Source organism: Streptomyces termitum, from assembly GCF_014650175.1.
Taxonomy (GTDB): Bacteria; Actinomycetota; Actinomycetes; order Streptomycetales; family Streptomycetaceae; genus Streptomyces; species Streptomyces termitum.
Genome location: NZ_BMUL01000005.1, coordinates 393,048 through 415,330 on the forward strand (window position 1 = coordinate 393,048; position 22,283 = coordinate 415,330).

At 76.3% G+C, this 22,283-nt stretch carries 17 protein-coding genes; 10 read left to right on the forward strand and 7 right to left on the reverse strand.

Annotated elements, in window-relative coordinates; translation table 11 throughout:
* Positions 1 to 25 precede the first annotated feature (25 nt).
* A complete protein-coding gene (locus IE219_RS12785; RefSeq protein ID WP_189976767.1) occupies positions 26 to 3,631 on the forward strand; it encodes a hydantoinase B/oxoprolinase family protein in 3,606 nt (1,201 codons plus the stop codon).
* Here the strand turns inward: IE219_RS12785 and IE219_RS12790 are convergent.
* From IE219_RS12790 to IE219_RS12800, 3 genes are read right to left on the reverse strand one after another with little or no spacing between them, the layout of a single operon-like run.
* Positions 3,618 to 4,481, reverse strand: a complete 864-nt coding sequence (locus tag IE219_RS12790; RefSeq protein ID WP_189976768.1) for a 5-oxoprolinase subunit C family protein — start codon at positions 4,479 to 4,481, stop codon at positions 3,618 to 3,620. The two genes, IE219_RS12785 and IE219_RS12790, sit on opposite strands and share 14 nt — an antisense overlap.
* Positions 4,478 to 5,110, reverse strand: a complete 633-nt coding sequence (locus IE219_RS12795) for a 5-oxoprolinase subunit B family protein (RefSeq protein WP_189976769.1) — start codon at positions 5,108 to 5,110, stop codon at positions 4,478 to 4,480. Before IE219_RS12795 ends, IE219_RS12790 begins: the two co-directional genes overlap by 4 nt.
* Positions 5,107 to 5,871, reverse strand: a complete 765-nt coding sequence (locus IE219_RS12800; protein ID WP_189976770.1) for a 5-oxoprolinase subunit PxpA — start codon at positions 5,869 to 5,871, stop codon at positions 5,107 to 5,109. Before IE219_RS12800 ends, IE219_RS12795 begins: the two co-directional genes overlap by 4 nt.
* A 109-nt stretch (positions 5,872 to 5,980) precedes the next feature.
* On the opposite strand from IE219_RS12800, the gene IE219_RS12805 reads away from it, so the two are divergent.
* From IE219_RS12805 to IE219_RS12825, 5 genes are all read left to right on the forward strand, one after another.
* On the forward strand, positions 5,981 to 6,697 hold the full coding sequence (locus tag IE219_RS12805; protein WP_189976771.1) for a GntR family transcriptional regulator: 717 nt from the start codon (positions 5,981 to 5,983) through the stop codon (positions 6,695 to 6,697).
* A gap of 68 nt (positions 6,698 to 6,765) precedes the next feature.
* Positions 6,766 to 8,313, forward strand: a complete 1,548-nt coding sequence (locus tag IE219_RS12810) for a hypothetical protein (protein WP_189976772.1) — start codon at positions 6,766 to 6,768, stop codon at positions 8,311 to 8,313.
* A complete protein-coding gene (locus tag IE219_RS12815) occupies positions 8,310 to 8,843 on the forward strand; it encodes a hypothetical protein (protein ID WP_189976773.1) in 534 nt (177 codons plus the stop codon). The genes IE219_RS12810 and IE219_RS12815 overlap by 4 nt, the downstream gene beginning before the upstream one ends.
* Positions 8,840 to 9,751 carry a hypothetical protein gene (locus IE219_RS12820; RefSeq protein ID WP_189976774.1) on the forward strand — a complete coding sequence of 304 codons (912 nt, stop codon included), beginning with the start codon at positions 8,840 to 8,842 and terminating at the stop codon, positions 9,749 to 9,751. Before IE219_RS12815 ends, IE219_RS12820 begins: the two co-directional genes overlap by 4 nt.
* 69 nt (positions 9,752 to 9,820) lie before the next feature.
* Positions 9,821 to 14,458 (forward strand): hypothetical protein, encoded by a 4,638-nt coding sequence (locus tag IE219_RS12825; protein WP_189976775.1) that lies wholly within the window; start codon positions 9,821 to 9,823, stop codon positions 14,456 to 14,458.
* An 83-nt stretch (positions 14,459 to 14,541) separates the two neighbouring features.
* Here the strand turns inward: IE219_RS12825 and IE219_RS12830 are convergent, their stop codons facing one another.
* Positions 14,542 to 14,886 (reverse strand): hypothetical protein, encoded by a 345-nt coding sequence (locus IE219_RS12830; RefSeq protein ID WP_189976776.1) that lies wholly within the window; start codon positions 14,884 to 14,886, stop codon positions 14,542 to 14,544.
* A gap of 467 nt (positions 14,887 to 15,353) precedes the next feature.
* Here IE219_RS12830 and IE219_RS12835 point away from each other — a divergent pair, with 467 nt between their 5' ends.
* From IE219_RS12835 to IE219_RS12850, 4 genes are read left to right on the forward strand one after another with little or no spacing between them, the layout of a single operon-like run.
* Positions 15,354 to 18,167, forward strand: coding sequence for a sensor histidine kinase (locus IE219_RS12835; protein ID WP_189976816.1), 2,814 nt, complete (start codon positions 15,354 to 15,356; stop codon positions 18,165 to 18,167).
* Positions 18,164 to 18,607 carry a roadblock/LC7 domain-containing protein gene (locus tag IE219_RS12840; RefSeq protein ID WP_189976777.1) on the forward strand — a complete coding sequence of 148 codons (444 nt, stop codon included), beginning with the start codon at positions 18,164 to 18,166 and terminating at the stop codon, positions 18,605 to 18,607. Before IE219_RS12835 ends, IE219_RS12840 begins: the two co-directional genes overlap by 4 nt.
* Before the next feature lie 10 nt (positions 18,608 to 18,617).
* Positions 18,618 to 19,052 (forward strand): DUF742 domain-containing protein, encoded by a 435-nt coding sequence (locus tag IE219_RS12845; protein ID WP_189976778.1) that lies wholly within the window; start codon positions 18,618 to 18,620, stop codon positions 19,050 to 19,052.
* Positions 19,033 to 19,638, forward strand: coding sequence for a GTP-binding protein (locus IE219_RS12850; protein WP_189976779.1), 606 nt, complete (start codon positions 19,033 to 19,035; stop codon positions 19,636 to 19,638). The genes IE219_RS12845 and IE219_RS12850 overlap by 20 nt, the downstream gene beginning before the upstream one ends.
* A 36-nt stretch (positions 19,639 to 19,674) precedes the next feature.
* Here the strand turns inward: IE219_RS12850 and IE219_RS12855 are convergent, their stop codons facing one another.
* From IE219_RS12855 to IE219_RS12865, 3 genes are all read right to left on the reverse strand, one after another.
* Positions 19,675 to 20,862, reverse strand: coding sequence for a lipid-transfer protein (locus IE219_RS12855; RefSeq protein WP_189976780.1), 1,188 nt, complete (start codon positions 20,860 to 20,862; stop codon positions 19,675 to 19,677).
* Positions 20,859 to 21,332: a Zn-ribbon domain-containing OB-fold protein gene (locus IE219_RS12860; protein ID WP_189976781.1), complete on the reverse strand. Its 474-nt coding sequence runs from the start codon at positions 21,330 to 21,332 to the stop codon at positions 20,859 to 20,861. The genes IE219_RS12855 and IE219_RS12860 overlap by 4 nt, the downstream gene beginning before the upstream one ends.
* A gap of 82 nt (positions 21,333 to 21,414) precedes the next feature.
* The gene (locus IE219_RS12865; RefSeq protein ID WP_189976782.1) at positions 21,415 to 22,236 is read right to left on the reverse strand and encodes a M15 family metallopeptidase; all 822 of its coding nucleotides are present in this window, start codon (positions 22,234 to 22,236) and stop codon (positions 21,415 to 21,417) included.
* Positions 22,237 to 22,283 lie beyond the last annotated feature (47 nt).

The window sequence follows — 22,283 nt, forward strand, 5'->3', positions numbered from 1 at the left end:
GAGCCCGCGCGGCGACAATGGGAGGATGACCGGGCGCTGGGAGTTCTGGATCGACCGGGGCGGCACCTTCACCGACGTGGTGGGCCGCCGCCCCGACGGCCGGCTCGTCACCCGCAAGCTCCTCTCCCACGACCCCGCCCGCACCCAGGACGCCGCCGTCACCGGGATCCGCCTCCTGATGGGCCTCGCCCCCGGCGAACCGGTCCCCGCCGACCGGGTCGCGGTCGTCCGGATGGGCACCACCGTCGCCACCAACGCCCTCCTGGAGCGGCGCGGCGAACCGACCCTGCTGCTGATCACCGAGGGCTTCCGGGACGCCCTGCGCATCGCCTACCAGAACCGGCCCCGCCTCTTCGACCGCCACATCGTCCTGCCGGAGGCGGTGTACGCGCGCGTGGCCGAGGTCCCCGAGCGGATCGACGCCCGAGGGGCCGTCGTCCGCCCCCTAGACGAGGACGCCGTCGCCGCCGCGCTCGCCGCCGCCCACCGGGACGGCCTGCGCTCCGCCGCCGTCGTCCTCCTGCACGGCTACCGCCACCCCGAGCACGAACGGCGGGTCGGGGCCGCCGCCAGGGCCGCCGGATTCACCCAGGTCAGCTGCTCCCACGAGGTCAGCCCCCTGATCAAGCTCGTCCCGCGCGGCGACACCACCGTCGTCGACGCCTACCTCTCCCCGGTGCTGCGCCGGTACGTCGACGAGGTCGCCGCCGCGCTCCCGGGGATCCGCCTCCTCTTCATGCAGTCCAGCGGCGGGCTGCGGGAGGCCGCGCACGTCCGGGGCAAGGACGCGGTGCTCTCCGGCCCGGCGGGCGGCGTCGTCGGCATGGCCCGCACCTCCGCCCTGGCCGGATACGACCGCGTCATCGGCCTCGACATGGGAGGCACCTCCACGGACGTGTCGCACTACGCGGGCACGTTCGAGCGCGAACTCGGCTCACAGGTCGCCGGGGTGCGGATGCGGGCCCCCATGATGAGCATCCACACCGTCGCCGCGGGCGGCGGCTCCGTCCTCCACTACGACGGCCGCCGCTACCGCGTCGGACCCGACTCGGCCGGCGCCGTCCCCGGCCCCGCCTGCTACCGGCGCGGCGGCCCGCTCACCGTCACCGACGCCCAGGTCATGCTCGGCCGGATCCAGCCGGACCACTTCCCCGCCGTCTTCGGCCCCGGCGGCGACCAGCCCCTCGACGCCGACACCGTCCGCGCCCGCTTCACCGCCCTCGCCGAGGAGACCGGCGACGGCCGCACCCCCGAGGAGGTCGCCGCCGGCTTCCTGCGCATCGCCGTCCTCGACATGGCCAACGCCGTCAAGAAGATCTCCGTCCAGCGCGGCCGCGACGTCACCCGCTACGCCCTCACCGCCTTCGGCGGCGCCGGCGGCCAGCACGCCTGCGCCGTCGCCGACGCCCTCGGCATCGACACCGTCCTCGTCCCGCCGCTCGCCGGAGTCCTCTCCGCGTACGGCATCGGCCTCGCCGACGCCACCGCCCTGCGCGAACGCTCCGTCGAGGCCCGGCTCGACGCCCCCGGCACCCCCGCCCGGATGGCCGCCGTCGCCGCCGAACTCGCCGACCTCACCCGCGCCGAACTCCGCTCCGACGGCCTCCCCGACCGGGCGATCACCACGCACGCGCGCGTGCTCCTGCGCTACGAGGACACCGACGGGAGCCTCCCCGTGGACCTCGGCCCCGCCGACACGATGGCCGCCGCCTTCACCGCCGAGCACCGCGCCCGCTACGGCTTCGCCCTGGACCGGCCCCTCACCGCCGGGGCCGTCACCGTCGAGGCGGTCGCCGAGGGCCCCCACGACCCCGCCCGCCCCGCCCCCGCCGCCCGCACCGGCCCCCTCGCCCCCCGCGCCACCGTCCGCACCCACGACGGCGCCACCGCCCGCCCCACCCCGCTCCACCGCCGCGAGGACCTGCTCCCCGGCGACACCGTCGACGGCCCCGCGATCCTCGCCGAGGACGACGCCACCACCGTCGTCGACCCCGGCTGGCGCGCCACCGCCACCCCCACCGGCCACCTCCTGCTGCGCCGCGCCGTCCCCCGCCCCGCCCGCACCGCCGCCGGAACCGACGTCGACCCGGTCCTCCTGGAGGTCTTCCACAACCTCTTTATGGCCATCGCCGAGCAGATGGGCGTCCGCCTGGAGAACACCTCCCGCTCCGTCAACATCAAGGAACGGCTCGACTTCTCCTGCGCCCTCTTCGACGCCGACGGCAACCTCGTCGCCAACGCCCCCCACATCCCCGTCCACCTCGGCTCCATGGGCGACACCGTCAAAGAGGTCCTCCGGCGCCGCGCCGGGGACCTGCGCCCCGGCGACGCCTACGCCGTCAACGACCCCTACCACGGCGGCACCCACCTCCCCGACGTCACCGTCGTCACCCCCGTCTTCGACCCCGCCGGCCGCGACCTCCGCTTCCTCGTCGCCTCCCGGGGCCACCACGCCGAGATCGGCGGCATCACCCCCGGCTCCATGCCCGCCTTCAGCCGCACCATCGACGAGGAGGGCGTCCGCTTCGACAACTGGCTCCTGGTCCGCGGCGGAAGGTTCCGCGAGGCCGAGACCCGCGCCCTCCTCACCGGCGGCCCCCACCCCTCCCGCGACCCCGGCGCCAACCTCGCCGACCTGCGCGCCCAGGTCGCCGCCAACGAGAAGGGGGTCGAGGAACTCGGCAAGGCCGTGGACGCGTTCGGCCTCGACGCCGTCCACGCCTACATGGGCCACGTCCGGGCCAACGCCGAGGAGTCCGTCCGCCGCGCCGTCGCCCGCCTCCACGACGGGGCGTACCGGTACGAGACCGACTCCGGCGCCGTCATCCGGGTCGCCGTCCGCGTCGACCGGGCCCGCCGCGCCGCCGTCCTCGACTTCACCGGCACCTCCGCCCGGCTCCCCGGCAACGCCAACGCCCCCACCTCGGTCGTCACCGCCGCCGTGCTCTACGTCTTCCGCACCCTGATCGACGAGGACATCCCCCTCAACAGCGGCTGCCTGGCACCCCTGGAGATCCGCGTCCCGCCCGGCTCCATGCTCGCCCCCGAACCCCCCGCCGCCGTCGTCGCGGGCAACGTCGAGACCTCCCAGGCCGTCACCGGCGCCCTCTACGCCGCCCTCGGCGTCCAGGCCGAGGGCTCCGGCACCATGAACAACCTCACCTTCGGCGACGACCGCACCCAGTACTACGAGACCGTCGCCAGCGGCTCCGGCGCGGGCGACGGCTTCGACGGCACCGACGCCGTCCAGACCCACATGACCAACTCCCGCCTCACCGACCCCGAGATCCTGGAGACCCGCCACCCCGTCCGCGTCGACGCCTTCTCGATCCGCGCCGGCAGCGGCGGCCGGGGCCGCCGGCACGGCGGCGACGGAGTGGAACGCCGGCTCCGCTTCCTGCGGCCGATGACCGTCACCCTCCTCACCGGACACCGCCGGGTGCCCCCGTACGGGATGGCGGGCGGCGCGCCCGGGGCGCTCGGCGAGAACCTCGTCGAACGCGCCGACGGCACCGTGGAGCACCTCCCCGGGACCGCCGCCGCCGAGGTCGGCCCCGGCGACGTCCTGGTCGTGCGCACCCCCGGCGGCGGGGGCTACGGCACCCCGCCGCCCGGCCTCACGGAGCCGTGACGAACCGGACCGGCGTCCCCGGCACCGCCTGCGCCGCCGCCCCCAGGTCCGCCTCCCGCACCACCGCCGCCACCGGATAGCCCCCGGTCGTCGGATGGTCCGCCAGGAACACCACCGGCCGCCCGTCCGGCGGCACCTGCACCGCCCCCAGGACCATGCCCTCACTGGGCAGTTCCCCCGGCACGGCCCGCTCCAGGGCGGGCCCGTCCAGCCGCAGCCCGATCCGGTTGCCCGCCGGGGAGACCCGGTACGCGCGCGTGGTCAGCGTCCGCAGGGACGCGCGCGTGAACCAGTCGTCCCGGGGCCCCAGCCGCACCCGCAGCACCAGCTCCTCGGGCGGACCCGGCCACGGGGGAGCGTCCACCGGCCCCCGTACGCGCCCCGGCGTTCCCAGCGGCAGGACGGCCCCGTCCGCCAGCGGCGCCGGACCGAGCCCCGACAGCAGGTCGGTGGAGCGGCTGCCGAGCACCGGGCGGACCGCGATCCCGCCGCCGAGCGCCACGTACGAGCGCAGCCCGCGCACCGCCGCCCCGACCTCCAGGAGCGCGCCCGCCGGGACCCGTACCGCCGTCCCCCAGGGCAGCGGACGGCCGTCCGCCCGGACCGGGCAGGGCGCCCCGCCCACCGCCACGACGACCGCCCGCAGCGGCCGCAGCGCGCAGCCGTCCACGGTGGTCTCCAGGACGGCGGCCCCCTCGGCGTTGCCCACCAGCCGGTTCGCCAGCCGGGCGGCCGCCGGGTCCAGCGCCCCCGACCGGGGCACGCCCAGGTGCGCGTACCCGCTCCGCCCCAGGTCCTGCACGGTCGTCAGCGCCCCGGCCCGCACCACGGCCACCGCCCGCCCGCTCACCGCCCCTCCCCGGAGCCCGGCACCGGGACGAACCGCACGCGCGTGCCGGGCGACAGCAGCGCCGCCGGCTCGCGGTCCGCGTCCCACAGGACCGCGTCCGTCGTCCCGATCACCTGCCAGCCGCCCGGCGAGGACCGCGGATACACCCCCGTGTACGGCCCCGCCAGCGCCACCGCGCCGGCCGGCACCGCCGTCCGGGGCGTCGCCCGGCGCGGCACCTCGAACCGGGGGCCCAGCCCGGTCAGATAGCCGAAGCCGGGCGCGAACCCGCAGAACGCCACCCGGAACACGGCCGACGCGTGGATCCGCACCGCCTCCGCCTCCGGCACCCCCCACCGCCCGGCCACCTCCGCCAGGTCCGGCCCGTCGTACCGCACCGGCAGCTCCACCACCCCGCGCGCGGGCGCGGGCGCGTGCCCGGCCTCCCAGCCGGGCAGCTCGGCCGCGAGCCGTACCGGATCCGCCACCCCGTCCAGCAGCACCGTCCGCGCCGCCGGCACCACCTCCCGCACCTCCGGGAGTGCCCCCGCCGCCCGGCGCCGCAGCAGCTCCGCGTGGAACGCCTCCGCCGCCGGACCGTCGGCCAGCTCCACCAGGAGCGCCCGCTCGCCCACCCGCAGCACCCTCACGCGAAGGCCCCCACCGCGACCCCGGCCGCCTCCAGGCCGGCCCGGACCCGCCGGGCCAGCTCCACCGCGCCCGGCGTGTCCCCGTGCAGGCACAGCGACCGGGCCCGGACCGGCACCGGCGTCCCGCAGTGCGCGGCGACCGTGCCCGACCGGACCATCGCCACCGACCGCCCGACCACCGCGTCCGGATCGTGCACCACGGCCCCCTCCCGGTCCCGGGGCAGCAGCGAGCCGTCCGCCCGGTAGGCCCGGTCGCCGAACGCCTCGGCCACGGCAGGCAGCCCGGCCCGCTCCGCCGCCTCGTGCAGCCGCGACCCGGGCAGCCCCAGCACCGGCAGCCCGCCGCCCGCGAGGAGCACCCCGTCGACGACCGCCGCCGCCTGCTCCGGGTCCCCCACCACCCGGTGGTAGAGCGCGCCGTGCGGCTTCACGTACGACACCCGGGAGCCCGCCGCGCGGGCGAACACCTCCAGGGCCCCGATCTGGTACGCCACCTCCGCGGCCAGCTCCGCCGCCGGCACGTCCATGGCGCGCCGTCCGAATCCGGCCAGGTCCCGGTAGGACACCTGGGCCCCGATCCGCACCCCCCGCGCCGCGGCCAGCTCGCACACCCGCCGCATGGTGACCGCGTCGCCCGCGTGGAAACCGCAGGCCACGTTGGCACTGGTGACGACGGAGAGCAGCCGCTCGTCGTCGGTCAGCGTCCAGCGGCCGAAACCCTCGCCGAGGTCGGCGTTGAGGTCGATCGAGATTCTGGTCATGGCGGCGCCGCGCTCCTTCACCGGACGGTACGGTGGCGCTAAGGTAGGCGATTGTTCAACAATCCAACAAGGGGATCCGGTACGGGGATCCGACGAGGGGAGGAGTCCCATGGACGCCACGGGGACACCGCAGGAACCGGGAACACCGGCGGACGGACGTCCGGCCGCCGAGCGCGCGGGCACGGCGGAGCGGGTCGCGGACACCCTGCGCGCCCGGATCTCCGAAGGCGCCTTCCCGCCCGGCTCCCGCCTCTCCGAGGAAGCCGTCGGCGGTGACCTCGGCGTCTCCCGCAACACCCTGCGCGAGGCCTTCCGGCTCCTCGTCCGCGAACGGCTCCTGGTCCACGAGCTGAACCGGGGCGTCTTCGTCCGCGTCCCCACCGACGCCGACGTCGAGGACATCCACCGCACCCGCCGCCTCGTCGAGAGCGCCGCCCTGCGCGGCCTCGGCCGCCCGCCCTACCCGCTGGAGGGCCTCGTCGACGCCGTCGTCGACGGCGAGCGGGCCGCCCTGAACGACGACTGGCCCGCCGTCTCCACCGCCAACATCCGCTTCCACCTCGCCCTCGTCGCCCTCGCGGGCAGCGCCCGCACCGACGAGCTGATGCGCGGCGTCCTGGCCGAACTCCGCCTCGCCCTCCACCCGGTCGCCGACGCCCGCGCCCTCCACGAGCCCTACCTCGCGGGCAACCGCGAGATCCTCGCCGCCCTCGGGGCCGGGGACCGGGACGCCGCCGAACGGCTCCTCGACCGCTACCTCGACGACTCCCACGCCCAGGTGACGGCGGCCCGCGCCCGGCACCGCCCGCCGTCCCCGGCGGACTGACCCGTCCCGGAGCCGTGCTTTCCACACCGTTTCGACCCATGTCGGTGCGAGGACCTACTCTGTGCACCGTGACTTCGCCTGCCTCGACGGACCTCGCTCCGCCCCAGCTCAGCGCGGGGCCGCGCCCCGCGCAGGGGCCGGCCGCCGACGAAGGGCTGGCGCGGCGCCTGCGCGCGCTCGCCTGCACCGCGCCGCTGCACGACCTCGACGCCCGCAAGGCGAACCTCGCCGGTGAGTACACGGTCTATGCGATGGCCGAGATCGCCCTCGCCGCGATCGACCTCGTCACCCTCCACATGGACTTCGACACCGGCGCCGACCACGACCAGGTCGTCGCCCGGCTGCTGCCCCGCGTCGCCGCCCAGGCCCCCCGCCGCCCCGCCGCCGAGCACGAGCGCGTGGCCCGCTGGGTCCTGGAGAACCTGATCAACGTCGGCAGCGTCGACCGGGGCTTCCGCGCCGTCTACGGCACCTTCGGCACCGACGGCGTGTACGTCCGCCGGGACTACGACTTCAAACTCGTCGAGGAGGTCCCCGGCTACGGCGGCGGAGTCTGCCTGCGGACCACCGACGAGGCCGTCAACGTCCTGGTCGGCGCCCTCGACACCGACGTCACCAGCGCCCAGATCGCCGCCGAGGTGAAGCTGGAGGTCCTCATCAGCCGGGGCCGCCTCGCCGACGCCCAGCTCGCCGCCGAACAGGCCCGCTACCGCACCGTCCAGTACGCCGAGACCCTCCGCCGCACCCTGGAGGCCACCCGGCGCAACGTCCGCGCGGTGGACTGGCTCCACGGCGTCCCCGACATGATCGCCGAAGCGCTCGACCACGTCGCCGACCGCTACCGCCACGAGAACGCGATCCTCACCAACATCCGCAGGGCGCGGGACGAGGCCGAGGAGCCCGAGCACAAGCGGCGCGCCGCCGAACTGGTCGACATCGTCAAGGACTGCATCCGCCGCCACACCCAGCTCCAGTCCCGCCTCCTGGAGGCGGGCCCCCTCTTCCGCGCCGAGCAGGACCGGCAGGCGTTCGCCGCGCCCACCCGGTACACCGGACTCGACCTCTACGGGCAGCTCGTCGCGCCCGTGCTGCCGCTCCCCGTCGAGCGGGCCACCCGCGTCACCGACGCCTTCTTCGCACACGGCACCGGCCTGCGCACCCCCGCCTCGGTCCGCCTCGGCGACCTCGTGGACCTGCTCCTCACCCCGCCGGTCGAGCGCGAGCACCTCGGCGCCGAGATGCCCGAACCCGACCTCATCGCCACCCCCGACGACTCCCGCTTCAGCGAGCGCCAACTCGCGGACGCGCTGCGCCTCCTGGACCTGGAGCACGACGCGCCGCGCCGCCTCTCCGGCCTCCTCGCCGACGCCCGCGCCACCCGGGGCGACCACCCGGACCACGGCGAGGACCTCGCCTACCTGGTGGCGCTGCTCGCCGTCCACGCCGCCAGCCCGCCGGTCGGCACCGCCTACCGGCAGGGCGAGGAGCGGCTGCTCTTCGCCGTCGACGACGGCACCCCGCTCGACGACCCCGGCTTCGGCGGCGCCGACCTCATCGTCGGCACCGCCCTCCTCGACGCGGCGGGCATGGCCGCCGACCGCACGGAGGCGACGTGACCCTCCTCTCCAGGACGTCCCACGCCCCCGGGACGGCCTCCGCGCCGGACGCCCCGGCGGACCCCGCACGGACGGACCCCGCCCCGGCGGAACCGGCGGCCCCCGCCCCGGAGTTCCCGGCGCGGGCGGAGCCCGTACCGGCGGAACCGGCGCCCGCACCGGAGTTCCCGGCGCAGGCGGAGCCCGTACGGGTGGAGTCCGAAGCGGTGGAACCCGTGGCCGTCGGGCCCGTCGCGCCCCGGCCCCGGCTGCGGGCGCCGTTCGTCGACGCGCCCGTGGCGGAGGGGGCCAGCGGGGAGCCCGGCGGCGGGGTGCGGCTCGGGGCCGTACCGCCGCTCGGACCCGCCCGCGCCGCCGCCCGCCGCCGGGAGCCGCCCGTCGTGCGGGCCGTCCGCCTCGGCACCGCCGGGGAACCGGCGCCGCCCGCCGCGCCGTCCGCCGCCGTCACCCCCGTGCCGCTGCCCCTGCCCCGGGCCGCCGTCACCCCCGCCGTACCGCACGAGAGCCGCACCGAGGAGCCCCAGCCGTGAGCGACAACCACGCCGAGTACGCCGCGTACCCGGACACGTGGAGCGAGCAGGAGTCCCCCCGTTCCCCGGCCCCCGCCCCCTCCGCCGCCGTCACCCCGGCCGACACCGCCGACGCCGCCCGGCTCGTCTCCTTCGGACTCCAGCCCAAGCTGCTGCCCGCCCGGGACGCCGAGTACGCCGAACTGCTCCGCCGCTACCAGGAGGACCCCGCCTTCGCCCGGCTCGCCGACGCCGTCGCGACCGGCCTCGGCCTCATCGTCCTGGAGGTCTCCCCGCGCGCGGGCATGGCCGTCACCGCCGGGGAGGACTCCGTCTTCGCCGTCCGCATGGGCGACTACGCCCGCCGCGCCAACACCGACTCCGCCGACCGCTTCCTGCACGGCCTGGCCCACCTCGCCGTCGCCGCCATGGCCTTCCCCCGGCCCGAGGACCTCGCCGACGACGGCTACATCGGCCGGCTCACCGTCAACGGCGTCGACGGCTTCGTCCGCCAGGCGTGCCTGCGCCTGGAGCAGCGCGCCGAGGAACAGGGCGAGAACACCGACCCCGCCACCGACGCCCCCGGCCTGGAGGCCGCCTGGCGGGTCTACGCCCGCCGCTCCACCACCGGCGCCACCAAGGACGCCCGGCGGCTCGCCGGCTCCACCACCGGCATCATCGCCAAGGCGGTCGCCTTCCTCACCGACTCCGGCTTCCTCCAGCGCACCGGCGACGAGAACGGCGGCTCCTACCGGACCACCGCCCGCTACCAGCTCCAGGTCCGCGACATGGCCGGCTCCGCCGCCCTCACCGAACTCCTCGGCCTCGGCGTCGTCCCGGTCAGCGACGGCTCCGCCACCCTCGTCCCCCCGCACGAGGGCGACGACCTGCACCTCGCCGCCGACGCGGGACTGCCCTTCCACTCCTGACCGGCCCGCCGCCCCGCCGGCCCCCGCCCGCAACCGCAACCGACCGTCCTCAGCACGAGAGTCCGCCGCATGTACGAGCTGTCCCGGGTCCGCCTCTACTCCATCGGCCCCGCCGGCGCCCGCTACGCCGACACCGTCCTGGACCTGCGCGGGGTCGGCGCGCCCGTGCCCAACCCCGCCCCCACCCAGGCGGAGTTCTTCGAGGAGGAGCCGGTCGGCCCGCCGCGCCGCCCCGCCCCCGCGGGCGTGCTCTTCCTGGAGAACGGCGGCGGCAAGTCCGTCCTCCTCAAGCTGATCTTCTCGGTGATGCTCCCGGGCCACCGCAACACCCTCGGCGGCGCCAGCTCCGGCGTCCTGCGCAAGTTCCTCCTCGCCGACGACTGCGGCCACGTCGCCCTGGAGTGGCAGCACACCCTCACCGGCGAACTCGTCGTCGTCGGCAAGGTCAGCGAATGGCGCGGCCGCCAGGTCTCCAACGACCCCCGCAAGTTCGCCGAGGCCTGGTACTCCTTCCGCCCCGGCCCCGGCCTCAGCCTCGACAACCTGCCGGTGGCCGAGGCGACCTCGGTCCGCCCCGCCGCCGAGGGCGCCTCCGGAGCCACCGGCCGCCGCCGCACCATGAAGGGCTTCCGCGACGCCCTCACCGACGCGGGCAAGGCCTACCCGCACCTGGACGTGGTCTGGGAGGAGATCCACGACCGCTGGAACGAGCACCTCGGCGAACTCGGCCTCGACCCCGAACTCTTCCGCTACCAGCGCGAGATGAACGCCGACGAGGGCGAGGCCGCCGGCCTCTTCGCGGTCAAGAAGGACTCCGACTTCACCGACCTCCTGCTCCGCGCCGTCACCGACACCCGCGACACCGACGGCCTCGCCGACCTCGTCGGCGGCTTCGGCAACAAGCTCGGCCGCCGCGCCGAACTCACCGCCGAACGCGACTTCACCGCCGGCTCCGTCGACCTCCTCAACCGCATCGTCGACGCCGCCGCCACCCGCGCCCGCGCCCGCGAGGTGCACGCCGCCGCCGACCGCCGCACCCGCACCCTCGCCCGCCGGCTCTCCGGCCGCGCCGCCACCGAGCGGGCCCGCGCCGCCGAACTCGCCCAGGGCGTCACCTCCGCCGGGCACGCCGTCGCTGAGGCCGAGACCGCCCGCGAGCGCAGCGCCCTCATCGCCGCCGAACTCGCCTACCGGCACGCCTCCCTGGCCCTCGCCGCCGCCGAGAAGGGCGCCGCCTCCCAGCGCCGCGAACTCATCGAGGCCCGCACCCTGCACTCCGCCTGGCAGGCCGCCGAGTCCGTGCTCCGCCACCGTGCCGCCGGAGACCGCTCCGCGCGCGTGGCCGCCGCCATCCGCGAGGCCGAACGCGACGCCGCCCCCGCCCTCGCCGCCCGCGCCGCGGCCGCCGCCGACCTCGTCCGCGCGCTCGCCTCCGCCGCCGAGGAGGGCGCGCGGCACGCCGCCGAGGAGGAGGAGCGCTCCACCGCCCTCCAGGAGGCGGGCGAGGCCGCCCACCGCGACGCCACCACCGCCGCCACCGAGGCCCAGCGGGCCCGCAGCGAGGCCGGCCACCTGCGCCAGCGGCTCGCCGAGGTCGAGCAGGAGACCGCCGAGGCCGTCCGCGCGGGCTGGCTCGACGACTCCGCCCCCGACGCCGACCCGGCCCGCGCCGCGCTCGCCGCCGCCGACGCCGAGAAGACCGCCGTCGCCGCCTGGGACACCGCCCGCGAGACGGCCAGGTCCGCGAGCGAGCGGGCCCGCGCGGCCGCCGCCGCCGAGTCCCGCGCCGAACTCGCCGCCGCCCGCGCCGCCGACGCCGCCGACGCGGCGGCCCACGCCCACGACGCCGAGCACCGCGCCGCCGAGGCCCTCGCCGCCGAGGAGCGTCTCGCCGAACTCCTCGGCCTGCCCGGCGCCGCCGCCCCGTCCGCCGCCCGCGCCGACGGCCCGGACGACGGGGAACGGCCCGCCGCCGAGCAGCCGCCGCTCTCCGTCACCGAGTTCGACCGCTGCGCCGAGGAACTGCGAAGCCTCCTCGACGGTGCCGTCTCCTCCGCCGAGCGCCGGCTCTTCGACCTGCGTACCGCCGCCGCCGACGACTCCCGCATCCTCGGCGCCCTCGGCGACGGCGGCCTGCTGCCGCCCGGCCCCGACGTCCTCGCCACCGTCGAGCACCTCGGCGAGCACGGCATCCCCGCCCTCCCCGGCTGGCGCTACCTCGCCCAGGCCGTCGACCCCGCCGACCACGCGCGCGTGCTCGCCGCCCGGCCCGAACTCGTCGACGGCGTCGTCATCACCGACCCCGTCTCCTACGGGCGCGCCCGCGAGGTCCTCGCCACCGCGGCCCTGCTGCCCCGCTCCACCGTCGCCGTCGGCACCGCCGCCGCCCTCCTCGCTCCCGTGCCCGCCCCGGACGCGGACGGCGACACGGGCGTCTTCCTGGTGCCGCCGAACCCGGCCATGCACGACGAGCACGCCGCCGACGAGGAACGGCAGGCGCTGCGCGCCCGGACCGCCGCCCGCGACGAGGAGATCCGCGCCCTCGCCGCCCGTCTCGCGGGCGACCGCGCCCTCGCCGCCCGCGTCGGCGCCTGGCGCGCCGACTGCCCGCCCGGCATGCTCGCCGAACTGGCCGCCGCGGCCACCACCGCCCGGGAGGCCGCCGAGGCCGCCCGCACCGCCCACGACGAGGCCCGCGCGCTGCGCGCCGAGGCCGAGGAGACCGCCGCCGAGGCCCTGCGGGTCCGCGAGGAGCGTCAGGAGGCCGCCCAGCGCGCCCGCCGCGTCGCCGACGCCCTCGCCGGTCTCGCCTTCCGGCTCCGCGAGCGCTCCGCCTGGCAGGCCCGCCTCCGCGAACTCGCCGACGACGCCGCCGAGTCCGAGGCCCGCGCCCAGACCTGCCTGGAGCGTGCCCGCGCCGCCGACGAGGACCGCCGGGCCGCCCAGCGCGCCGCCGACGACGCCCACCGCACCGCCCGCGCGCTGCGCGCCGAGCGGGCCGAGATCGCCGGTGCCCCCGAGCAGCTCCCCGACGAGGAGCCCGGCGCGCCCCGCGCCGCCCTGCCCACCCTCCGCGAGGCGTACCGGGCCGCGTCCCAGCTGTACGAGAAGGTCGGCGTCGGCGCCGACCTGAGGGCCGAGCAGGCCCGCGCCGAGAGCGACGAGTCCGCCGCCCTCGCCGAACTGGACCGGCTCACCAACAAGGTCCGCACCCGCGCCGAGCAGCTCCTGGAGTCGACCGACGGCGCCGACGGCCCGTCCCGCCAGGCCGCCGCGGCCCGCGCCGAGTCCCTGGTGCAGATGCTGGAGTCCCGCGCCTCCGAGGCGAGCGAGAAGCTCGGCCGGCTGCGCGGCGAGTCCGAGCGGCTCGCCCCCGAGGACGGCGCGGCCCACACCGAGCTGCCCGAGGAGCTGGTCCCGGCCGACGCCGAGGGCGCCCAGGCCCTGCTCCGCACCGCGGGCTCCGAGCTCGCCGCCCGCGGCGACGCCCTGGACGCGGCCCGCGCCGCCCACGCCGGGCTGCTGCGCGACCACCGGGCCGCCGAGGACGCCGCCGGCGGCTTCGACGAGACCGCCGCGCTCCTGCGCGACCTGCTGCGCGACCAGCCGGAGGAGGAGCCGGCGGCACCGGAGCCGTACCCCGGCTCGCTGGAGGAGGCACGGAGCACGGCGGGGGAGGCCCGCCGGGCGCTGCGCGCCTGCACCGCCGAGCTGTCCGCCGCCGACGCCTCCGTCCGCGAGGCGAGCGACATCCTCGTCCGGCACGCCAACTCCACCCGCTACGAGCAGGTCCGCACCCCGGCCCGCCTCCAGATCCGCGAGCTGCCCGCCTCCGCGCTGCCCGAGCACGCCGCCCGGTGGGCCGAGGCGTTCGCGCCCCGGCTGCGGGTCCTCACCGACGAGCTGGCCCAGCTGGAGCGCAACCGCGACTCGATCGTGGACCGGCTGCGCGGCCTGGTGGAGTCCTCCCTCGCCACCCTCCGCTCCGCCCAGCGGCTCTCCCGGCTCCCGGAGGGGCTGGGGGAGTGGTCCGGGCAGGAGTTCCTCCGGATCCGCTTCGAGGAGCCGGACCCGGCCACCCTGACCGAGCGGCTCGGCGAGGTCGTCGACGAGGCGACCCGCGCGGCCGTGAAGAAGAACTCCGACCTGCGCCGCGACGGCATGTCGCTGCTGCTGCGCGGGGTGCGGGCGGCGCTGGAGCCGAAGGGCATCGCCGTCGAGATCCTCAAGCCGGACGCGGTGCTGCGCGCCGAGCGGGTGCCGGTGGGGCAGATGGGCGACGTCTTCTCCGGCGGCCAGCTGCTCACCGCGGCCATCGCCCTGTACTGCACGATGGCGGCGCTGCGCTCCAACGACCGGGGCCGGGACAGGCACCGGCACGCGGGCACGCTGTTCCTCGACAATCCGATCGGCCGGGCCAACGCCACGTACCTGCTGGAGCTCCAGCGGGCGGTGTCGGACGCGCTCGGCGTCCAGCTCCTCTACACCACGGGTCTCTTCGACACCACGGCGCTCGCCGAGTTCCCGCTGGTGATCCGGCTGCGGAACGACGCGGACCTGCGGGCGGGCCTCAAGTACATCAGCGTGGAGGAGCACCTGCGGCCGGGGCTGCCGCAGCCGTCCGGGGAGGGCGAGGCGATCCACGGCGAGATCACCGCGACCCGGATGTTCCGCCGCCACCAGGACGAGCCGGCGGACGCCTCCTAGGAACGGCGGAGGCCCGGACCCCGCGAGGGTCCGGGCCTCCGCTGTCCCAGGGCCCCGTCCCGCGAAGATCCGCCGGACGGGTCCTAGGCGACCTGCTCCTCCGCGGGCCGGTCCCGCCGCGCCTGGTAGGCGCTGCTGCTCGGTTCGGACACCACGCCGTTGCGCTGGCGCCAGACCTGACGGGTGATCCAGATGTCCAGCACGCTCCAGGTGGCCACGACCGTCGCGGCCACCGCCGCTATCGTCATGGGATACGCCAGCCAGGAGTCGGCGACCGTGGTGAGGAAGGCGACCACGGCGAGGATGAGGGTCACCGAGGTGATCATCACCGCCCGCACCGCCGCGTTCCGCACGGGGTCCGGCATCCTCCGCAGACCGCGCTCGTCCTCCACCCACAGCTGACGCGCCGACCGCGCCTCGTGTTCCATGTGTCCTGTCACTCCCCACCGCACGACGCTCTCAGGGGTGGCTGCCCGGTTCCGGCGCTTCTACACGGCTCGTCCGTCCGTGCCCGGCCCGTGAGCGGGCGCACGTCCCCCCGCAGTACATGACGCTCCGGACAGGTAAAAGGTTTCCCCACTTCCTCCGGACATGCGACGGCAATACGAACGGAACGAACAATTCCAGCCATTGCGTCCTCGGCGTGAAGCGGCGCAACCCCGCGTGTCCTGCGACACAGTGGCCGATCCCAACTCCAGGAATACCCGGACATCTCATGATCAACGCCCGCCCGGCAGGCCGGAAATCGACCGGACACGCCTTCGAGAAGGTCGCGATGCAGTAGTAGGCTCGCGCCGCCATCTGTTGGAACCGAAGGTTGACGCGCCGTGTCGACGCGACGGCGCCGTTCGTTCGAAGGACCTCCGTGGCGCGCGGGGGCGAGCTGGGGGAGGCCATGCGCTTTCGCGGGAAGTCCATCCGCCGGAAGATCGTCGCGCTGCTCCTCGTACCGCTCGTCTCCCTCACCGGTCTCTGGGGTTTCGCCACCGCCCTCACCGGGCGCGAGGCCGACCAGCTCCTCGACGTCGGCTACATCGTCGAGAAGGTCGGCTACCCCATCGAGGACACCGCCCGGGTCATCCAGCTCGAACGCCGCCAGTCCCTGGTCTACCTCGCCGACCCGCGCGGCTCCCAGGCCCTCGACCAGCTCCGCGAGGCCCGCCTCACCACCGACCGGCAGATCGCCCGCATCCGCGCCAACGCCCAGGACCCGGGCGTCCGCGAGGAGATGCGCCCCGTCACCACCCAGAAGCTGAACTCGCTCCTCACCGCCTTCGAGGAACTCTCCTCGCTGCGCCGCTCGGTGGAGCGGCGCGACGTCGGCCGCCTCCAGGCCCTGGAGTTCTACAACCGGCTCGTCGATCCCTGCTACGCCTTCCTCGTGACCCTCCACGCCCTGGAGAACGTGGAGATGGACAAGCAGGGCCGCGCCCTCGTCGGCATCACCCGCGCCCGCGAACTCCTCTCCCGCGAGGACGCCCTCGTCCTCTCCGCCCTCGTCGCGGACCGCGTCACCGCCCAGGAGATCCGCGCGATCTCCGACCTGGTCGCCGGCCGCAAGCAGTACTACGAGGTCAACCTCGAACTCCTCCCCGCCGCCGAGCGGCAGCGCTACGAGCAGTACTGGCGCAGCCCCGAGACCCAGGCCCTGCGCACCTCGGAGGAGGCCCTCATCGCGGAGGGCCCCACCGAGAAGCCGCGCTCCGTCACCGCCGCCTACTGGCAGGACGAGGCGAGCCCCGTCCTCGACGAGCTCGCCCGCGAGAACACCGCCGCCGGCGACCGCTACCAGGACCGCGTCCAGCCCGCCGCCTACAGCGTCCTGCTGAAGGCGGGCGTCGCCGGAGTCCTCGGCTTCCTCGCCCTCCTCGCCTCCGTCTTCGTCTCGGTCCGGGTCGGCCGGGTCCTCGTCCGCGACCTGCGCCGCCTCCAGAAGGAGTCCCAGGAGGTCTCCGGGGTCCGGCTGCCCAGCGTGATGCGCCGCCTCGCCGCGGGCGAGCACGTGGACGTCGAGACCGAGGTGCCCCATCTGCGGTACGGGGACGACGAGGTCGGCCAGGTCGGCCAGGCCCTCAACACCCTCCAGCGGGCCGCCGTCGAGGCCGCCGTCAAGCAGGCCGACATGCGCCGCGGCGTCTCCGAGGTCTTCGTCAACCTCGCCCGCCGCAACCAGGTCCTGCTCCACCGCCAGCTCACCCTCCTCGACACGATGGAGCGGCGCACCGAGGACACCGAGGAGCTCGCGGACCTCTTCCGCCTCGACCACCTCACCACCCGCATGCGCCGGCACGCCGAGGGCCTGGTGATCCTCTCCGGCGCCGCCCCCTCCCGGCAGTGGCGCAAGCCCGTCCAGCTCATGGACGTGGTCCGCGCGGCCGTCGCCGAGGTCGAGGACTACGAGCGGGTCGAGGTCCGCCGGCTGCCCCGGCTCGGCGTCGGCGGCCCCGCCGTCGCCGACCTCACCCACCTCATCGCCGAACTGCTCGAGAACGCCACCGTGTTCTCGCCCCCGCACACCGCCGTCCAGGTCCTCGGCGAGCGGGTCGCCAACGGCTTCACCCTGGAGATCCACGACCGGGGCCTGGGCATGAGCCCCGAGGTCCTCCTCGACGCCAACCTGCGGCTCGCCGAGACCCCCGAGTTCGAGCTCTCCGACACCGACCGCCTCGGCCTCTTCGTCGTCAGCCGACTCGCCCAGCGCCAGCACGTCCGCGTCTCCCTCCAGACCTCCCCGTACGGCGGCACCACCGCGGTCGTCTTCATCCCGGCCGCGCTGCTCACCGACGCCCCCGAGACGCAGGGCGCGGGCTTCCGCCTCGACCGCAAGACCGACCCGCGCGCCCCCGACCGCGACGCCGACCGGCACACCGAGGTCCACAACGCCTTCGACGAGGGGCTGCCGCAGCGCCGGCCCGCGCTCGCCCGGGTCCCCGACCTCGCCGACGCGCCGGCCGCCGGCCGCCCCCTGGACGGTCCCGTGGAGCTGGAGGCGCCGCTCGGCGCCGAGCACGCCGACGCCGCCGCCGACGCGGTGGACGTCGAGACGCTCCTCGACCGCTCCGCCGACCTCCTGGACAGCGACAGCGAGCGCGGCGGCCTCTTCCGCCCGCGCCGCCGCACCGGCCTCCTCCCGGCGGGCGAGCAGCACCAGCAGGCCCCCGACCGGACCGCGGACCCCGCCGGGGACGGCCCGGCCGCCGGCCCCGTGCCGCTGCCGCGCCGCCGCCCGCCGACCCTGGTCGTCGCCCGGGGCCGCCGGGACGACGAGACCGGCCGCGCCGAGGACCGCCGGACGCCGCGCGCCACCGGCCCCGTGCTCGTCCCCGTACGGCCCGAGGGCACCGGAGCCCGCCCGGACGGCGACCCCGCCCAGGACCGCGATCCGGCTCCGGAGCGCGAGTCCGGCGCCGTCCCGGCGGTTCCGTCCGCCGGGGACCCCGCCACGCTCGACGGGCTGCCCCGCCGGGTCCGGCAGGCCAGCCTCGCGCCGCAGCTGCGCGACTCCGGCCGCGGCGCCGGGCCGGAGACCGGGGGCCGGGGGCTGCCCGAGGGCGGGGAGCCCGCCCGGGACGACTTCGAACGGGACGCCGAGGAGGTCCGCGCCCGCATGGCCGCCATGCAGCGCGGCTGGCAGCGCGGCCGCCGCGACACCTCCGCCCCGGACGACAGCACCGCACATGGAACGACACCCGAGGGGGACGGTCGATGACCGCACCGAACGCCGCAGCAAGCACCAGCAGCTCCGTCCAGGGGAACGGCGAGCTGAACTGGCTCCTCGACGAGCTGGTCCAGCGCGTCGGCGCCATCCGCAAGGCCCTGGTGCTGTCCAGCGACGGCCTGCCCACCGGCGCCTCGAAGGACCTGAGCCGGGAGGACGGCGAGCACCTCGCCGCCGTCGCCTCCGGCTTCCACAGCCTCGCCAAGGGCGTCGGCCGCCACTTCGAGGCGGGCAGGGTCCGCCAGACCGTGGTGGAGCTGGAGGAGGCGTTCCTCTTCGTCACCGCCGCCGGCGACGGCAGCTGTCTCGCCGTCCTCGCCGACTCCGACTCGGACGTGGGCCAGGTCGCGTACGAGATGACGCTGATGGTGAAGCGGGTCGGCATCCACCTCGGCACGGCCCCCCGGACCGGTTCGTCCACGGGAGGGTGAGCCGCCCCGCATGAGCGACGCAGCCGAGCCGAACCGGTCCGACCGGGACGCCCCCGCCCGGGGGGCGGACGTCCACCACTGGTACGACGACGAGGCGGGCCCGGTCGTCCGCCCGTACGCGATGACCCGCGGCCGGACGAGCGCGGCCGGCCGCCACCGGCTCGACCTGATCGCGGTGGTGGTCCCCGAGCCCGCCGCCGACGACCCCGGCCGGGACCAGACGCTCTCCCCGGAACACGTGGAGATCGTCGAACGCTGCTTCGAGCAGCCCCAGTCGATCGCCGAGCTCGCCGCCGGACTCGACCTCCCCGTCGGGGTGGTCCGGGTCCTGGTCGGCGACCTCGTCGACGAGGAACTCGTGCACGTGACCCGCCCCGTTCCGCCGGCCCAGCTGCCGGACGTGAGCATCCTCCGCGAGGTGATCAATGGCCTTCGGGCGCTCTAGCCGCAAGAAACCCCCGGTCGAACCGGTGACCCTGAAGATCCTGGTCGCCGGCGGTTTCGGGGTCGGCAAGACGACACTGGTCGGCGCGGTCAGCGAGATCCGGCCGCTGCGGACCGAGGAGGTCCTCACCGAGGCCGGCCGGCCCGTCGACGACCTGCACGGCGTCGAGGCCAAGACGACGACCACCGTCGCCATGGACTTCGGCCGGATCACGCTCCGCGAGGACCTCGTCCTGTACCTGTTCGGCACCCCCGGCCAGGACCGGTTCTGGTTCCTCTGGGACGAGCTCGCGCAGGGCGCGCTCGGCGCGGTCGTCCTCGCCGACACCCGGCGCCTGGAGGACAGCTTCGCCGCGATCGACTACTTCGAGCGGCGCGGCATCCCCTTCACGGTGGCCGTCAACTGCTTCGAGGGCGCCCGGAGCTACCCGACGGAGACGGTGCGGGCGGCGCTCGACCTCGATCCCGAGGTCGAACTGGTGCTGTGCGACGCCCGGGACCGCGAGTCGGTCAAGAGCGTCCTGGTCGCGGTGGTCGAGCACGCCCTCGTCCTCGCCGACCGCAGCCACGAACCGGTCGCCACCTGAGGGGCCGTACCCGCGCGGGTACGGCCCCGGCCCGGCTCAGCGGACCGCCACCACCGCCGAACCGTGCCCGAAGAGCCCCTGGTTGGCGGTGATCCCGGCCCGCGCCCCCGGCACCTGCCGGTCGCCCGCCGTGCCGCGCAGCTGCCAGGTCAGCTCGCAGACCTGGGCGATCGCCTGCGCGGGCACCGCCTCCCCGAAGGAGGCGAGCCCGCCGCTGGTGTTCACCGGCAGCGCCCCGCCCAGCCGGGTCGTCCCGTCCCGCAGCAGCTTGGCGCCCTCACCCGGCCCGCACAGCCCGATGTCCTCGTACCACTCCAGCTCCAGCGCCGTCGACAGGTCGTACACCTCGGCCAGCGACAGGTCCTCCGGGCCGAGCCCCGCCTCCTCGTACGCCGCCCGCGCGATCGAGGCGCGGAAGGCGTGCGGGGCGGGGTCGAGCGCGGTGGTCGAGTCGGTCGCGATGTCGGGGAGGTCGAGCGCCGCCCTCGGGTAGGTGGGGGAGACGGTGGACACCGCCCGGATCCGCACCGGGTCCGGGTGCCCGTGCCGGCGGGCGAAGTCCAGGCCGCAGAGGACCAGCGCCGCTCCGCCGTCCGAGGTGGCGCAGATGTCGAGCAGCCGCAGCGGATCGGCGACGACGGCCGAGGCCGCGACCTCCTCGGCGGTCACCGGCTTCCGGTAGCGGGCCAGCGGGTTGAGCGCGCCGGCCGCCGCGTTCTTCACCTTGACCCGGGCGAAGTCCTCCGGCGTGTCCCCGTACAGGGCCATCCGGCGGCGGGCGTAGAGCGCGAAGTAGGCCGGGTTGGTGGCGCCGAGGATCCGGAACCGCAGCCAGTCCGGGTCGTCGGGCCGCTCCCCGCCGGCCGGGGCGAAGAAGCCCTTGGGGGTGGAGTCGGCGCCCACGACGAGGACCGCGTCGGCGAGCCCGGCGAGGATCTGCGCCCGCGCCGTGCCGATGGCCTGGGCGCCCGAGGCGCAGGCCGCGTACACGCTGGTCACCCGCGCGCCCTGCCAGCCGAGCGCCTGCGCGAAGGTCGCCCCGGCGACGTATCCGGGATAGCCGCACCGCATGGTGTCGGCCCCCACGACGGACCCGATGTCCGTCCAGTCCAGGCCCGCGTCGGCGAGCGCGGCACGGGCGGCGGCGGTCCCGTACGAGACGAAGCTCCGGCCCCACTTGCCCCAGGGGTGCATGCCGGCGCCGATGACGGCGATGTCGTTCACGCGCGCTCCTCCGTCCGCTCCGGGGCCACCGGCCGCCAGTGCCAGGTGGTCCAGACGTGCTCGGCGTCCTCGTTCAGCACCCCGGGCACCACCTCGACCTCCTGGCCCACCCGGAGGTCCGAGGTCCGCACGCCCGGCGCCGCCTGCCCGAGCACGACCATCCCCTCGGCCGCCAGCTCGACGGCGACCAGGGTGTACGGCTCCCAGGGCGCGTCCGGGTCGGAGACGTACGGGGCGGGCGGCCGGTAGCGGCCGTCGGTGTACGACCACACCCGGCCGCGCGGCGACAGCGGCACCTCGCCGAGGGCGCCGCCGCCCGGGCAGACCGGGTTGCGGCAGGCGTCGTCCTCGCGCGGGAAGAACACCGCCGCACAGGCCGAGCACCGGGTGCCGAGCAGCCGGAACGCCCCCTCCGGGACGGTGTCGTCGGTGAACCAGCCGGTCACCACCGGCCTGCGCGTCCGCGCCATCCTCCGCTCCTCCCCACTTGTCTGACGGATCGTCAGAATCGTGGGGGCGAGTCTGGCACGCCTCCCCGGACGGCGGAAGACGTCAGTGCCCGGCCACCGACCGCCGCGCCACCGGGAAGTCGAAGTACGTCGAGGGGAACGGCTCCGGCCTGAACGTGAAGTGCCACCACTCCTCCGGCAGGTTCACGAACCCCTCCGCCTCCAGCGCCCCCTTCAGCATCTGCCGGTTCGCCCGCTGCTCCCCGGTGATCCGCGGGTCCTCGGTGTGCGAGAGCGTGTCGAAGCAGTCGTACCCGGTCCCCATGTCCAGCGAACTGTCCGGGAACCGCTCCTCGTACGGCCCGAAGCAGGGCGCCAGCGGTTCGCCCGGCACGTACGCGCGCGTGCGTGCCGCCGGCAGCCGCACCAGCGTCAGGTCCACCGTCGAGCCCCGGCTGTGCCCGGACCTCTCCGCGATGTACCCGTCGGCGAACAGCCGCTCCTTCGCGACGAGCGGATAGAACTCGCCCTTCATCCGCTCGTCCGCCAGGTCCCGCGCCCAGCGCACGAAGTGGTCCACCGCCCGCTGCGGCCGGTAGCAGTCGTACACCTTCAGCGCGTACCCCCGGGCCAGCAGCCGGACCTGCGCCCGGTGCAGCGCCTCGGCCGCCGGCCGGGTCAGCAGGCACACCGGCTGCCGGTAGCCGTCGACCGGCTCCCCCATGAAGGTGTGCGCGGTGGTGTACCGCATCTCCCGCAGGATCGTCCGGTCCACGGAGTCCAGCGCCACGAACTCCCGGGGAGCCTTCGGCTCGGGCGCGGCGACGGCGGGGGAGGCGGGGACGGCGGCGGTGCCCGCGAGCGCGAGCAGTCCGGCGGCGGCGGTGACGGCGAGGGTACGCAACCCGGCGGCGAGTCCAGTCATGCGCACCGGGTCTACCAGTTCCCGCCCCGCCGGGAAACCCTCCTCGC

What these genes read in the sequence shown, in the direction of transcription:
- IE219_RS12785 (WP_189976767.1), top strand. Translation starts at nt 26, where the DNA reads ATGACCGGGCGCTGGGAGTTCTGGATCGACCGGGGCGGCACCTTCACC.
- IE219_RS12800 (WP_189976770.1), bottom strand. Translation starts at nt 5,871, where the DNA reads ATGACCAGAATCTCGATCGACCTCAACGCCGACCTCGGCGAGGGTTTC.
- IE219_RS12805 (WP_189976771.1), top strand. Translation starts at nt 5,981, where the DNA reads ATGGACGCCACGGGGACACCGCAGGAACCGGGAACACCGGCGGACGGA.
- IE219_RS12825 (WP_189976775.1), top strand. Translation starts at nt 9,821, where the DNA reads ATGTACGAGCTGTCCCGGGTCCGCCTCTACTCCATCGGCCCCGCCGGC.
- IE219_RS12830 (WP_189976776.1), bottom strand. Translation starts at nt 14,886, where the DNA reads ATGGAACACGAGGCGCGGTCGGCGCGTCAGCTGTGGGTGGAGGACGAG.
- IE219_RS12835 (WP_189976816.1), top strand. Translation starts at nt 15,354, where the DNA reads ATGCGCTTTCGCGGGAAGTCCATCCGCCGGAAGATCGTCGCGCTGCTC.
- IE219_RS12840 (WP_189976777.1), top strand. Translation starts at nt 18,164, where the DNA reads ATGACCGCACCGAACGCCGCAGCAAGCACCAGCAGCTCCGTCCAGGGG.
- IE219_RS12845 (WP_189976778.1), top strand. Translation starts at nt 18,618, where the DNA reads ATGAGCGACGCAGCCGAGCCGAACCGGTCCGACCGGGACGCCCCCGCC.
- IE219_RS12850 (WP_189976779.1), top strand. Translation starts at nt 19,033, where the DNA reads ATGGCCTTCGGGCGCTCTAGCCGCAAGAAACCCCCGGTCGAACCGGTG.
- IE219_RS12860 (WP_189976781.1), bottom strand. Translation starts at nt 21,332, where the DNA reads ATGGCGCGGACGCGCAGGCCGGTGGTGACCGGCTGGTTCACCGACGAC.
- IE219_RS12865 (WP_189976782.1), bottom strand. Translation starts at nt 22,236, where the DNA reads ATGACTGGACTCGCCGCCGGGTTGCGTACCCTCGCCGTCACCGCCGCC.